General features: G+C 53.1%; 19 protein-coding genes and 1 tRNA gene. 11 read left to right on the forward strand and 9 right to left on the reverse strand.

Features of this window, described 5'->3' with window-relative positions; all coding sequences use genetic code 11:
- The first annotated feature begins 16 nt into the window (after nt 1–16).
- The gene (locus DWV16_RS06545; RefSeq protein ID WP_066459992.1) at nt 17–832 is read left to right on the forward strand and encodes a sugar phosphate isomerase/epimerase; all 816 of its coding nucleotides are present in this window, start codon (nt 17–19) and stop codon (nt 830–832) included.
- A 38-nt stretch (nt 833–870) separates the two neighbouring features.
- On the opposite strand, the gene DWV16_RS06550 is transcribed toward DWV16_RS06545, so the two are convergent.
- Nucleotides 871–1,863 (reverse strand): ATP-binding protein, encoded by a 993-nt coding sequence (locus DWV16_RS06550; protein WP_118478343.1) that lies wholly within the window; start codon nt 1,861–1,863, stop codon nt 871–873.
- 20 nt (nt 1,864–1,883) lie between these two features.
- On the reverse strand, nt 1,884–2,903 hold the full coding sequence (locus DWV16_RS06555) for a DnaD domain protein (RefSeq protein ID WP_158572803.1): 1,020 nt from the start codon (nt 2,901–2,903) through the stop codon (nt 1,884–1,886).
- 147 nt (nt 2,904–3,050) lie between these two features.
- Here DWV16_RS06555 and DWV16_RS06560 point away from each other — a divergent pair, with 147 nt between their 5' ends.
- Genes DWV16_RS06560 through DWV16_RS06575 form a run of 4 tightly spaced genes read left to right on the forward strand, consistent with a single transcriptional unit; the run spans nt 3,051 to nt 5,965 of the window.
- Nucleotides 3,051–3,881, forward strand: coding sequence for a PHP domain-containing protein (locus DWV16_RS06560; protein WP_066459989.1), 831 nt, complete (start codon nt 3,051–3,053; stop codon nt 3,879–3,881).
- Nucleotides 3,882–3,920: 39 nt separating this feature from the next.
- Nucleotides 3,921–5,105, forward strand: a complete 1,185-nt coding sequence (locus tag DWV16_RS06565) for an NADP-dependent malic enzyme (protein ID WP_066459988.1) — start codon at nt 3,921–3,923, stop codon at nt 5,103–5,105.
- Nucleotides 5,106–5,120: 15 nt separating this feature from the next.
- Nucleotides 5,121–5,369 carry a TIGR03905 family TSCPD domain-containing protein gene (locus DWV16_RS06570; RefSeq protein ID WP_118478347.1) on the forward strand — a complete coding sequence of 83 codons (249 nt, stop codon included), beginning with the start codon at nt 5,121–5,123 and terminating at the stop codon, nt 5,367–5,369.
- Nucleotides 5,370–5,404: 35 nt separating this feature from the next.
- Complete coding sequence (locus tag DWV16_RS06575) at nt 5,405–5,965, forward strand: hypothetical protein (RefSeq protein WP_066459987.1); 561 nt, start codon at nt 5,405–5,407, stop codon at nt 5,963–5,965.
- Between the two features lie 41 nt (nt 5,966–6,006).
- Here the strand turns inward: DWV16_RS06575 and DWV16_RS06580 are convergent, their stop codons facing one another.
- Nucleotides 6,007–6,726, reverse strand: coding sequence for a TVP38/TMEM64 family protein (locus DWV16_RS06580; protein ID WP_066459986.1), 720 nt, complete (start codon nt 6,724–6,726; stop codon nt 6,007–6,009).
- 147 nt (nt 6,727–6,873) lie between these two features.
- Between DWV16_RS06580 and DWV16_RS06585 the strand changes: the two genes are divergently transcribed.
- From DWV16_RS06585 to DWV16_RS06610, 6 genes are all read left to right on the forward strand, one after another.
- Nucleotides 6,874–7,479, forward strand: coding sequence for a DUF4364 family protein (locus DWV16_RS06585; RefSeq protein ID WP_118478349.1), 606 nt, complete (start codon nt 6,874–6,876; stop codon nt 7,477–7,479).
- Between the two features lie 100 nt (nt 7,480–7,579).
- Complete coding sequence (locus DWV16_RS06590; RefSeq protein WP_066459984.1) at nt 7,580–7,972, forward strand: hypothetical protein; 393 nt, start codon at nt 7,580–7,582, stop codon at nt 7,970–7,972.
- Between the two features lie 79 nt (nt 7,973–8,051).
- A complete protein-coding gene (locus tag DWV16_RS06595) occupies nt 8,052–8,249 on the forward strand; it encodes a hypothetical protein (protein ID WP_118478351.1) in 198 nt (65 codons plus the stop codon).
- A gap of 127 nt (nt 8,250–8,376) precedes the next feature.
- Nucleotides 8,377–8,469: transfer RNA gene (locus tag DWV16_RS06600), tRNA-Ser, on the forward strand.
- 586 nt (nt 8,470–9,055) lie between these two features.
- Nucleotides 9,056–9,241, forward strand: a complete 186-nt coding sequence (locus DWV16_RS18845; RefSeq protein WP_147349440.1) for a hypothetical protein — start codon at nt 9,056–9,058, stop codon at nt 9,239–9,241.
- An 11-nt stretch (nt 9,242–9,252) separates the two neighbouring features.
- Nucleotides 9,253–9,780, forward strand: a complete 528-nt coding sequence (locus tag DWV16_RS06610; protein ID WP_118478355.1) for a hypothetical protein — start codon at nt 9,253–9,255, stop codon at nt 9,778–9,780.
- A 33-nt stretch (nt 9,781–9,813) separates the two neighbouring features.
- Here the strand turns inward: DWV16_RS06610 and DWV16_RS06615 are convergent, their stop codons facing one another.
- From DWV16_RS06615 to DWV16_RS19015, 6 genes are all read right to left on the reverse strand, one after another.
- Nucleotides 9,814–10,113 carry a hypothetical protein gene (locus tag DWV16_RS06615; RefSeq protein ID WP_118478357.1) on the reverse strand — a complete coding sequence of 100 codons (300 nt, stop codon included), beginning with the start codon at nt 10,111–10,113 and terminating at the stop codon, nt 9,814–9,816.
- Between the two features lie 4 nt (nt 10,114–10,117).
- Nucleotides 10,118–10,855 (reverse strand): M23 family metallopeptidase, encoded by a 738-nt coding sequence (locus DWV16_RS06620; protein ID WP_118478359.1) that lies wholly within the window; start codon nt 10,853–10,855, stop codon nt 10,118–10,120.
- Nucleotides 10,852–11,139 (reverse strand): phage holin, encoded by a 288-nt coding sequence (locus DWV16_RS06625; RefSeq protein WP_118478361.1) that lies wholly within the window; start codon nt 11,137–11,139, stop codon nt 10,852–10,854. Before DWV16_RS06625 ends, DWV16_RS06620 begins: the two co-directional genes overlap by 4 nt.
- Before the next feature lie 370 nt (nt 11,140–11,509).
- Nucleotides 11,510–11,917, reverse strand: coding sequence for a carbohydrate-binding protein (locus tag DWV16_RS06630; RefSeq protein WP_158572804.1), 408 nt, complete (start codon nt 11,915–11,917; stop codon nt 11,510–11,512).
- Between the two features lies 1 nt (nt 11,918).
- Entirely contained in the window at nt 11,919–12,152 is a 234-nt protein-coding gene (locus tag DWV16_RS06635) for a hypothetical protein (RefSeq protein ID WP_118478363.1), read from the reverse strand.
- On the reverse strand, nt 12,149–12,331 hold a 183-nt coding region (locus DWV16_RS19015; protein ID WP_158572805.1), incomplete at its 5' end, for a hypothetical protein. The genes DWV16_RS06635 and DWV16_RS19015, both read right to left, overlap by 4 nt.

Genomic DNA, 12,331 nt, shown 5'->3' on the forward strand with positions numbered 1-12,331 from the left:
GATGGGTGGTATGACGATGAAAATCGCTTTTTCGACTTTGGGATGCCCAGGCTGGTCGTGGGATGAAATTTTCGCCACGGCAAAGGACCTCGGGCTGGACGGGATCGAGGTTCGCGGCATCGAAAACCAGATGTACGCGCCGAAGATCAAGGCGTTTGGGGCGGAGAACGCGCGGATGACGATGGAGCGGCTCAAAAAGGCCGGCATGGAAATCCCAATGCTCACCTCGGGCGCCTGCCTGGGCGCGCCGGGCGACACGGAATGCTTTGTGCAGGAGGCGAAGGATTATATCGACCTGGCGGCGCGGCTTTCGGTGCCGTTTGTGCGGGTGATGATTTCTAGCTACCCCGACCCGCGCCCGGAGGACAATGTTTTGCAGGCGAAGGGCCTCTATGACAAGCTCTGCTCCTATGCCAAGGGGACCGGTGTTTCGGTGCTGATTGAAACGAGCGGCTCGCTTGCCGACAGTAAATCGCTGCGGAATTTTATGAACGGCACCGATCCCGAGACGGCGGGCGTGTTGTGGGATTTGCATCATCCGTTCCGTTTTTATCATGAAAATCCGGCCGAGACTTATGCGAATATCGGCCAATGGGTCAAGTATATGCACGTCAAAGATTCGGTTATCCAAAATGGACAGGTGGCCTATCGGATGATGGGCTACGGCGACGTGCCGGTTTTCGACGCGCTGCGGCTGCTTGAGGACAACGGCTATCAGGGCTATGTCACGCTCGAATGGGTCAAACGCTGGTGTCCTGACCTGCAGGAGCCGGGTATTGTGTTCGCGCACTTCGCAAATTATATGACCTTCCTCAAAAACCAGCTCAAATAAAAAAGGCCGCGCATTCGGTGGAATGCGCGGCCTTTGGTCTATTTTGCACAAGCGAAACGTTTGATCATCCGGATGTCCTCGCCGTAAAATTGGAGCGGCCGGTAAGCACAGAGCAGCCGGGAAAGGATCCGGTCGCCGTAGCGTTCGCGCAGGCCATTTTCGTCGAGATTGGTACTGATGACGCAGGGGCGGTTTTCAATGATCCGGGAGTTGATAAGGTTATAGAGCGCGGCCACCGTGAAGGCTGTGGAAAATTCCGCGCCGAGGTCGTCGATGATGAGCAGGTCGCAGGAAAGCGCCATCTGCTGATAATCCTCGGTGATATCCCGGCTGAACTGCTGCTGGGAAAGCCTGTCGAGCAGCCGTTGGGAAGAGGTGTAGACCACGCCGAAACCCCGGTTTGTCACCTCGCCGGCGATGGCGAGCGAAAGATGGGTTTTGCCAAGCCCGGTGCCGCCGCAAAGCAGCAGGCTGTCGCTGCGCGGGGTAAAGTTGCGGGCATAGGCGCGGCAGGCGTTCAGTACCTTGTCCATCGCGCGGCGCGGAACGATTCCATAAGGACCGCTGGGTTCGTCCGGGTAGTAACTGAGGCTGAAATTTTCAAAACGGCAGTCGGAGGCGCCGCTGACCGTATCGCTGAGCTTGCCGTAAGCGAGCTGGCGCAGAAGCTTTGCCAAACAGGCGCATCGATCCTGTCCGACATAACCGGTATCGCCGCAGTCCGGGCAGACGTAGTGTACCGCCAGAAAGTCCTCCGGCAGCCCCGCGTCCCGCAGAATCTGCGCGCGCTCCTTTTGCAGTGCGAGATTCTGTTGCTTGAGCCGTTCGATTTGTTCCTGCGCGCCGCCGCCTGCGAGCGCCGTCTGCGCAGCCGCGATGCCGGTGCGTGCGAGCATCCGTTCGATTTCCGAAAGGCGCGGCAGCTCGCGGTAAAGCTCCGTGCGGCGCTGTTCGGCGCGCATTTGCGCTTTCTGCCTGCGTTCATCCAGGATCTGGCGCGCCTGGCTGTAGATTTCCTTTGCGTATCCCATTGTTTCCTCCAGGGCTGTGGCTAGCCTTCGGTCTGGCCGTGCAGCAGCCGGTGTATTTTATCCATGTCAAGCGAGCTGTCGCCGGTCTGTGCGGATTTGTTCTGTTTTTGTTTGGCGGGATTTCCCGCCGACAGATCGTCGAGCGCGGCCTTGACGGAAACGATGCCTTTTTGCTTCCAGGATTGAATAATCCGGTCAGCGTAGGCGAACGAAACCTTGCCGGTGTTTTCAGCGGCGCGTTCGCAGGCGAGGCAGATGAGTTTTTCATCGAGCCCAAGCGAAAACCAGCTGTCGACGAACTCCCGTTCCCGCGGGGTAAGCCCGCGGCTGTGAAGACCGAACGCTTTTACGACTTTCGATTCATTTTCGTTGTGCTGCATCAGCCGCAGGATTTCCTGCTCGACCTTTTCATGCGTGTCGATGCCCCGTTCGAGCCAGGAAGCAGCGGTTTTCTCAACGTAATTCATGCTTTTATGGCCGGTGGAAACGCAGTATTGCAGCAACATCAGCGTGACATCGCAGCGCATCCCGTAATAGGTGGAAAGCGCGATCAGAATTTCACTTTCCACCGGTGTGAGCGGCGCGCCAAGGATGCTCTGCGCCTCCCGCAGCAGTTGGGAGAGGGAAGGGTCAGCGTTTGCCATTTCGACGATGTCCTCCCGCGCGATTTTGGGCCGCGCGGATATGGTGACGATCCTCTGTCCGGTGGGGGCATGTTCCTCCCGCACTGCCGCAGCCGCGGCGGAGGGAGCAGCCGCGGCAGGTTCCGCCATACGGGCGGGCGCGGCAACAGGCGGCGCATCCGTCCGGCGGACGATGCCGGTCTCGACCCAGTAGCCAAGCGCGTCGGAAATGTCGGCGGGGGAGATATTGAGCTGTTCGGAAAGCCAGGAAGCGTCGACCGGGATCCCCCCGTGGCGCAGCATGACCAGCAGGATTTTTAGGGAAAGCGGGGAACACATCTTGATATGCTCGTCCACAACCGCGGCCGGGACGGCAAAAACAGAGGACCAGATCCCCGCGTCAATACAATAAGACATAGCAGACTCCATTTCCAGGAAAAATAGTTTTTCAACCTGTCTCAGTATAGCATATCCGCGCAGCAAATTCAAAATATAAGTTGCGCATGATGTATAAAACGTTGTATAATATATTATTAGAATTTTTATTATGGGAGGCGTAGAAGAATGATCGGAGATTTACATTGTCATTCACGGTTTTCAGACGGCTCTATGGGCATAGATGATCTGATCTTCTACGCCAAAAGGGCGGGGCTCGATTTTATTGCGCTGACCGACCACGATACCCTGTCCGGCAACAACCGCGCGGAACAGCTGGGAAAACGGTTTGGCATCGGGGTGATCCCGGGCGTGGAAATTTCCGCCTTTGATCGGAGCCGCGGCCGCAAGGTGCATCTTCTCTGCTATCAGCCCAAAACCCCGGACCGGCTAGAAGGTTTGCTGAAACGCACACTGGAAAACCGCGACAAATGCGTGCGTGAGAGCATGCGCAAGGTGATGCAGCTTTTCCCTGTGACCGAGGAGCACATCCTGCGCAACGCGAAAGGTTCCGCGTCGCTTTATTACGCGCACATTATGAATGCGCTGATCGACCTCGGCTACACCAATGAGATTTACGGAAAGCTCTTCAAAGAGCTGCTTGGCCCGCAGGGAAGCTGTTATGTGCGTCATGAATATCCCGACGTGTGGGAAGCTGCAAAACTCATCCGCAGCGCGGGCGGGATCTGCGTGGTGGCGCATCCGTCCTCCTACCGTTCGATCGAGCTTGCCGGGGAGCTTGCGCGGGAGGGCCTGTGCGACGGCCTGGAGCGGTTCCACCCGAACAACCGTCCGGAGGACGATGCCGCGCTCGACGCGCTCATTGAAACCTATCACCTGATCCCAACCGGCGGCACCGATTTCCATGGGGGCTTTACCTCGCGCCCAAACCCCATCGGCACCTGCCTGACCGAAAAAAATTCGCTCGAACGGATTTTTAAGCTGTCCAAGAGCCGTTAGCACGGCTGCAACATAGATTATGATGACGGAGGCTTTCTAATGGATCTGAAAGAAAAAGCGCTGCAAAAGCATTACGAATGGCAGGGGAAGATCGAAGTGGTTTCCCGCGCCCCGCTCAATACAAGGGAGGATCTTTCGCTGGCGTACACGCCGGGCGTTGCGCAGGCGAGCCTGGCGGTCGCGGAGGATGAGGACCTTTCCTACACACTCACCCGCCGCGGCAATATGGTGGCGGTCATCACCGACGGCACCGCCGTGCTTGGACTGGGTGATATTGGACCGGCGGCAGCCATGCCGGTTATGGAGGGAAAGTGCGCCCTGTTTAAGGCGTTTGCGGATGTGGATGCGTTCCCGATCTGTATCAACAGCAAAGATGTGGATACCATTGTAAACACCGTCAAGCTCATTGAGAAGAGCTTCGGCGGCATTAACCTGGAGGATATCGGCGCGCCGCGCTGCTTTGAGGTCGAACGCCGGCTCAAGGAGGAGTGTGACATCCCGGTATTCCATGACGATCAGCATGGCACGGCCATCATTGCGAGCGCCGCGATCATTAACGCGATCAAGGTCACCGGACGCGAGATGGGGAAACTGAAAATCGTTGTAAACGGCGCTGGCGCGGCTGGAATTTCCATTGCGAAGCTGCTTCTTAAAATGGGCTTTGGCGAGGTCACCATGTGCGATATCGGCGGCATCATCTATGAGGGCGCGGACTGGCTGACCGGTCCGCAGGCGGAAATGGCCAAGGTTACCAATCCCGCCAAACAGCAGGGTAAGCTGGCGGATGCGCTGGTTGGCGCGGATTTGTTTATCGGCGTTTCCCGTCCGGGCCTTGTGACCCGGGAGATGGTCGCCACCATGGCGAAGGACCCGATTATCTTTGCGATGGCCAATCCCACGCCAGAGATCATGCCGGACGAAGCAAAGGCCGGTGGAGCGGCTGTGGTTGGGACCGGACGAAGCGACTTCCCGAACCAGATCAACAATGTGCTCGCCTTTCCGGGCATCTTTAAGGGGGCCTTGGCGGTACGCGCGCGCGGCATCACCGAGGAGATGAAGGTTGCGGCCGCCAAGGCGATCGCCGCGATGGTTTCGGAAAGCGAGCTTTGCGCGGACTTTATCCTTCCGGACCCGCTCAACAAAAAGGTGGCCGATGCGGTTGCCAAAGCCGTGGCGGATGAAGCGGTGCGCACCGGGACCGCGCGCGTCAATCTGAAGAAGTAAAGGGAGAATCATCAGTTGGAAATCCATTACAAAACGAAAGGCGTCTGTTCACGGGAAATGAATATCGATGTGGAGGACGGCATTATCAGGGACATAGAAATCATCGGAGGCTGCAACGGAAATCTGCAGGGAATCTGCGCGCTGGTCAAGGGCCAGAAAGCGAAGGACGTGATTGAACTGTTAAAGGGCATCAAATGCGGGGGGAAAAGCACCTCTTGCCCGGATCAGCTTTCGATCGCGCTCACGCAGGCAATCGATCCCTGAATGGGGAATATCCGCCGGAAAGGAGGGAAAGACCGATGCCGGTATTTGACGACAGTGATATGAAGATTGTGCCGGACGACCCGTCCGAAGTGTTTGACACCGGGGAAGGCGCGGCCAACGCGTTCGCGCGGGAGAAGGCCAACGGGAATATGGAAAAGGCGAAATGTCTCGGGCAGGACTTCGCCGCCGAGATTACCGCGGGAGAAAAGGGGATCGTCTGGTTTGGCTGCGGGGAATATGACGACGAACTGACGATCGCGCAGCGGCAGGTGATGTTTGCCTATATTATAAACAAGGTCATCGAAGACATGGCACCCAATTCAATTGTGGCGCAGTCGGCGCTTTCCTCGTTTTATGAAACGGTGCAGTCGGCGCTTCCAGAGGTCTATGAGCGGATCACCGACTCGGCGGCCTTTTCAATGTATATCCTTTCGGACCGTGCCGCTCCGGACGATCCCTGTGCCATCGGACGGGTGTTCGCGCGGCTGTGCGGACATGGGAAAGAGGCTCTGTTTGAACGGTATGGATGTGAGCTGGCGGAATATTTTACGATGTATTGTACCCAGCTGCTCCTGCGGATTCATCTGATCCGCTAAAGTATGTACCCCAGAATGAACGTAAAAAGGGCCTGATTTGCTCAGGCCCTTTTTTTTCTGCTGTGGCGGTGCAGGGATTCCATGATTTTCTTTTTATAAAAAATGCCGAAGAAACCGATGGCGGCGGTGAGCAGGAAGGCAACCAGTGCGAGCTTCCAGTTGCCGCGGCTGACTGTTGCGCCCATCATGGTGGAAGTGATGATAGAAGGGATGCGTGCGAAGGTGGAGATGAATAGAAAATCAGCGGCTTTGATCCGGCTGACTCCGGCGAGATAGGTGAGCATGTCCTTTGGAGTGCCGGGTATGAGGAACAGGACAAAGGTGACAGCCTCGACTTTTTCGGTATTGCTCAGGAAATCAAACTCTTTGAGCTTGTCCTCTCCGAAAAGGCGGCGGATCAGCTTGTAGCCGAATCTGCGCACGGAAAAAAAGATGGTGGAAGAGGCCAGCAGCACGCCAAGCAGGCAGGTGGCAAGCCCGCCCCAGGTGCCATAGAGCACACCAGCAAGCAGTTCGACCGGTTCGCCAGGGATAAAAGCGACAATGATTTGCAGTATCTGGATGCATAGCGTAAAAAGCCAGCCGGCCATACCAAGCGAATGGATCCATTCCTGAAGCGCCTGCTGCGCGGCCGGATCTGATAGCTGTCTGAACCAGGGCATGAGCAGGAGTGTGCAGCCGCCGATCAAAAGGAAGCCGATACCGAATGCCAGCCCGAGCAAAAAAAATTGTTTTTTATTTTGTGAGGATTGATCTTTCATGTACATCTCTCTTTTGCTGATTTCATTTATACTATAGCATATTTTGGGCGGGATAGAGCCTGTTTTGAGCGAATATTTTAGGTTTTGCATTTTTTTCAGGAATCATGTAGAATAGAACTGGTAAATGTTTGGCATGGAGGTGGAAGCATGTATGACGTGTTTCGCGCGGGCGTTGAACCAGGCGGTTTGACAGCCGATTATGAAATAAAGATCCTGATCTGTTACATCCTGAAAAAGCTTGAGAAACCGATGCCGGTTTCCGCTTTGATTGAGGTTTTTGTGGCGGAAGGAATCGGGAATTATTTTGAGGTGGCCAGCGCCGCATCCGGACTTGTTCGAAGCGGACATATTGAAATCGTCTGCGCGGCGGAAGGGGAAAAATGCTATCAGGCCGCCAATCTGGGCGTGCGCACCGCGGAGATGTTTGAAAAGAATCTCCCGCTGAGTGTGCGGGAGAAATCCGTGCAGGCAGCGCAGCGTCATCTGCTCATGAAAGAACGGCGGGTGCATAATAAAACTGCTGTCCAAAAAGTGGAGGACGGATATCTTTTGACGCTGACGATCACCGATGTGGGCAGCGACCTGCTTTCCGTGACCATCCTGCTGCCTGATGAGGCGTGCTGCGGACAGGTGCAGGAACGTTTTCTGGAGGACCCAGTGGTGGTTTACAAAGGGATTGTGGCGCTGCTTACGGGCAGTTTTGAGAATATGGGTGCCCTTGTGGACGGCGAAAACAGGCCGCAAAAGGGGTAAAACTTGACAGAATCCTGAAAATCCGATACAATTAAGTTCTACGTAAAATCTGTATATTATCCGGATTTACGTGTGATTTGAATGGATTGGAGGGTTGTGTTTGCTAAAGAAGGTAATGCTGTACCTGATGATGCTGGAAACAGCCGTAAAGTTTCTGGCGCTGACATTTTTGTTTTCGACAGATTTTGAACGCCTTCCGGTTGCCGTTTATGTGTCAGCTGGAGTGACCGTTGCGGTCGGTATCATTTTAATCTGTAAAAATATTATCAAGTCTGTTACCAAGAAAGAATTGGCTGTCTATTATGGAACGATCTTGTGCTCAATTATCTTCAACTTGATCTATATGAAAGTATTCAGCCGCGCCGAGGTCAGTATGTTGGAGCTCGCGGTCATCGGAACCGTGATGGATATCCTGGTTGCCGCGGTCCTGGTTATTCTGACAATACGGGAAAGCAAATACGTCCGTGTGCATGTAAATTCAGAACATTCTTAAAACAAAAGCCCGCTTCAGCGGGCTTTTTTCATGGATAATCAACGTGTTTTTCTACATACTATCCGTGAGGTGATTTACATTGGAAAATTACGTGAACGGTCCGCAGATGCCGATGGGGCTTGGAATGGCCCTGGCCGAGAATATGCAGGCGATGCAGTATTTTGCAGCCCTTCCCGATCAGAAAAAGCAGGCGGTTATTGATCATACGCATCAGATCCAATCCAAACAGGAGATGCGTCAATTCGTCCAGGAGCTGCCGTCCGGCAGGCTGTTCTAAAGCCTGCCGGGAGTTTTGGCAATGGAAGCGCTGGGAATATTTTGGCAGAAAAAATTGAAAAAAGACTTGATTTTTATCTTCCAGTGTTATATAATAACATGGTGTCAAGAAACAGACAACAAAATATGGAGATGTCGCCTAGCTTGGTCGAGGGCGCACGACTGGAAATCGTGTAGGGGTCAAAAGCTCCTCGAGAGTTCGAATCTCTCCATCTCCGCCAAAACAGTCTCTGAGGATAACGCCTTGGAGACTGTTTTTTTATGCGACAAAACAGCTTGAAATGGGAGTTTGAGAGGATTGGGAAAGTTGTTTTTGCTGTGTAGTATTGGGCGGTATTGAGTAAAGATGAGTAGCATTTTATACACAGAAAATACACAGTAAGCAAACGCTAACACAAAGACTTGACACTGCATCATCCAGTTCCCCCAGTCACATATCCATTCATAAATTCCGCCTCATGATATCGTTTGCGGTCATACGAATATTTAGGACAACTCACAATCTTTCAATATTTGTTTCACGTTTGCGATATATCCTATATAGTAGCATGTTAATATATGGTAAGCTTACATCACCCGATGCCCCGGGTAATAATTCGTCTCCCTGCAAAGATACCCGCCGTGTGCGGGCATTTTTGCATAAAGAAGGCCGCCTCGGGTGGAGGCAGATGAACTCAGAAATTTAAGAAAATTTCAAAATATTATTGTAAATTGGGTTTTGTATGTTATAATGAAAGCACAAAAGATGTTTTAAAATTTCGACACAGTATGCACTTATTTGGTGATATCATCAGATGGGTGATATTAATGAAAAACAAAGAAAAGGAGGATAAGTTAATGGCCGTGTTATCTAAACCAATCAATCTATCATTTGAGTTAGATCCTAAAAAGGCAAAGAAATTTCTGGAAGATACAGATAGAAGCGCCTTAAAAAGAGCTCTTGACCGTTCCTCCCAGAAAGAAATCTGGAACAAAAGCAAATCCCAAAAGTAAGGATGTTGTCTTTGTACGGCGTTGAGATTCAATTTGAATTCTTCAAACTATCCTCTAGTAACGGATCGTTATTAGAGGATTTTGATTGTGGAAATTCTGCAATTAACGAATTTTTTCATAAAGAATGCCGAGAAGACAGCGGAAGTGTTACGTATCTGGCCGTAGACAGATCATCTGGAAAAATCGTTGGTGTTGCGTGCTTGGCTTGCTCCGGCATTCTACATGTAATTGGTCAGTATCGGAATACGATTCCTGCAATTTCAATAAAGTATTTCGCTATAAAGTCTGATTTTCATAAAATGAAACATTATCCAGAAGAAGATCATTTTTACTTTAGCGATCAGGTTTTATGTGATTTAATTCGAATATGTTACAATATCAGCGAAAACACGATTGGAGCTGAATACATAATTTTGTATGCCGTTCCTGACGCAGTTAAATTCTACACTCGGAATGGATTTAAAGAATTTTCAGAATTTATGGTCCCTGATAATACAAGATTTCTTAATGAATGTATCCCTATGTATATGAGATTGTAATAGGCGGAGCAGGAATAACCTGCCCCGCCCTTTTCATTTCACAAGTCCTGTCAGCACTGCCACCAGCCCCCCGGCAAGCGCGGAAACGACGGTTGTAAAGATTGTCCTCGTCATGCTGTTCCAGCGTTCCCCCGGCTGCTTTTCCAGCGCTGTGAGCCTGTCCCCCTGCTTCATCTGTTCCGACGCCATCCGTTCCATGTTCGCCGCCAGCAGCTTCACCGAGGTTGTCAGCTCCTGCAAGGTGTCCGCCCGCTTTTCAAGGTCGTCTATCCGATGGGAATTAGACTTTCCCCGCTGGTCTACTTCGGCCAGTCTTACGGCTAAATCATCCATCCTGTTACCCCCTGTATTTGCTGATCACCGCCTGTATATCGGCCACCAGTCCGTCATATTTCGTTTGCAAAGCGTCCCGCTCGGCTTTCATGGATTCGTATAATGCCGCATAGTCCGGCCCGTCCTGCGGCATCTCCGGGACCTCGACATCATCAGGATTGTACCAGCCTCCAGAATATCCCTTGATGGTCTGGCCCTCTCCCACAAACCACACGTCGTCCGGGTCTATCGTGCTGTCCGCCAATCCTCCCGCGCGTTTGTATTCCGCCAGCGTGTTGATGATCCGGTTGTTGGCCGTTACCGATACCCCATAGGCCAGCGTCGGGAATTTGGTATCTGTGTCAAACTCAATATGCAGGTGTGGGCCGGTCGTGTTCGCACCGGTGTTGCCATACTGCGCGATAACCTGTCCGCGTTTGACTTTATCCCCAGCCCTGACCTGCACTTTTGCGTGGTGATAGGTTCGAGCTACCAGATCGCATACCTTGCCATTATTGCAGAGCACATCCCGGTAGATGATAACCGTCACAAGCCCCAGACGCGAGAGTTTGCCGGCGGTGGTCGGTCCGTCCTGACCGGATGCAACCACTTCGCCGTCGCCCAGCGCAAGCACATCATGAGTGTTCGGGTCATAGCAGTCCACTCCGTAGTGGTTAAATTTGTGGTAGGCGTAATAATCCGGGTGCTTGTATCCCGCTGTGACAAGCAGCGTTTTAAACGGGAGTGTAAGACGCTGACTCATTTGACCACCCTGTCCTTGTACGGCTGCACATACCCCATTGCGCGGTTACTGTCGCTCACGCCTGCGGTTGTCGGGTCGGTCAGGGCGTTGAACACGCTCACGAGCACCGCCACCACCACGACGGGATTCTGCACGGCCTGAACAAAGATCCCGCCCAGCGCCGCCCAGGAGGTCATGTCCTCCCACGCAAGGCCGAAATATGCAAGGATCGGCAGGACAACGGCACATGCCATCTGCGCCCACCAGAGCGGGTTTTTAATGCGTACTTCCCAATTGATTTTCATTATGTAATCCTCCTAAATAAAATACCGCCAGTCCTTTTCAGACTGACGGTTCTTGACATCTTTCCCGGCTCGGCTTATAATGGAGATACAAAGAGGCGCTGTCAGCAGACGGTTAGCCCCTAAATGTTTACGGAAAAATAACCGCTACATGTAGGAGTGTGGGCGGTTATTTTCTTTTGCTCTGAAACAGAGCAACGATGCCGATTATCACCAGACAAAACTGGAACAGTTCTGAATATGTAATCATCTGCATCACCTCCTCCCACGAGGGATGGAGGGCTAACCGCCTGCCGTCTTCAACAGCGCCTATGCGTATTCTACCACATCCGCGCCGCTCTTTCAATCGTCAGCCTTATTCGATTTTCAAAGGTTATTCCGTCTGTTCCGTCCAGCCATACACACCCGGTTCCCACACGTTTGCGTCAAGGTCGCTAATCCAGTGCTTGCCGTTGTGGGATACCTTTGCGCCCTTTGCATAAGCGTCTGTACTGCCCTGCGGCTGCCTCCATTCCGGCCACTCGATTGCAGGATCGTCGATCCGTACCCACAAGGATGGGGAAGCGTCCGGTGTCCAGCTCTCTTGACTGGTGTGCGCGGTCAGGCACTTATACAGCAGATCCCCGTACCGCACCCGGTCGCCCACGGCATAGGCGACGCTTTCGGCGCTCCAGCGGTCAAACAGCTCCGGCGCAAGGATTGCCTTTTCGTCGGTGGTGCCGGATGCTGCCGCCCGATAATTTGCCATCTTTACCCGCGCTCTGTCCTCATACATGCCCATATCATTCGCCTCCCTCATAGATGTTGATAGCCGCCAGCATGTCCGCCGTTTCAGGGTCAACCGCTCCCGCCCGGATCGCGTTGGCCTGCTCCTGCGTAAACCAGCTCAATTGCGTAACCAGATTGTGCGTCTCGTTAAAACTGCCCGGCTCGGCCCCGGTGCCGTCAAGCTGCGCGTCGGTGATACCACCACTCGCGTACAGCGCGGCAATTGTGTCATAGGTATATGTCCTCATTGGTTCTGCACCTCCATCAATTGCAAGTCTCGGTCGGTGATCTCCTTTTCTGCGGCCATTAGCGCGAGGTCTGCGTCTGTGATCTGCTGCTCGGCCTCTGTCGCCTTAGCCTGATAATACGCCGGATTGTCCCCGGTGCTGCGGCTGCGCAAACGGATTTTGGCCCACGTCCTGCCGTC

This window comes from Anaerotruncus sp. AF02-27 (genome assembly GCF_003465835.1).
Lineage (GTDB): Bacteria > Bacillota > Clostridia > Oscillospirales > Ruminococcaceae > Anaerotruncus > Anaerotruncus rubiinfantis.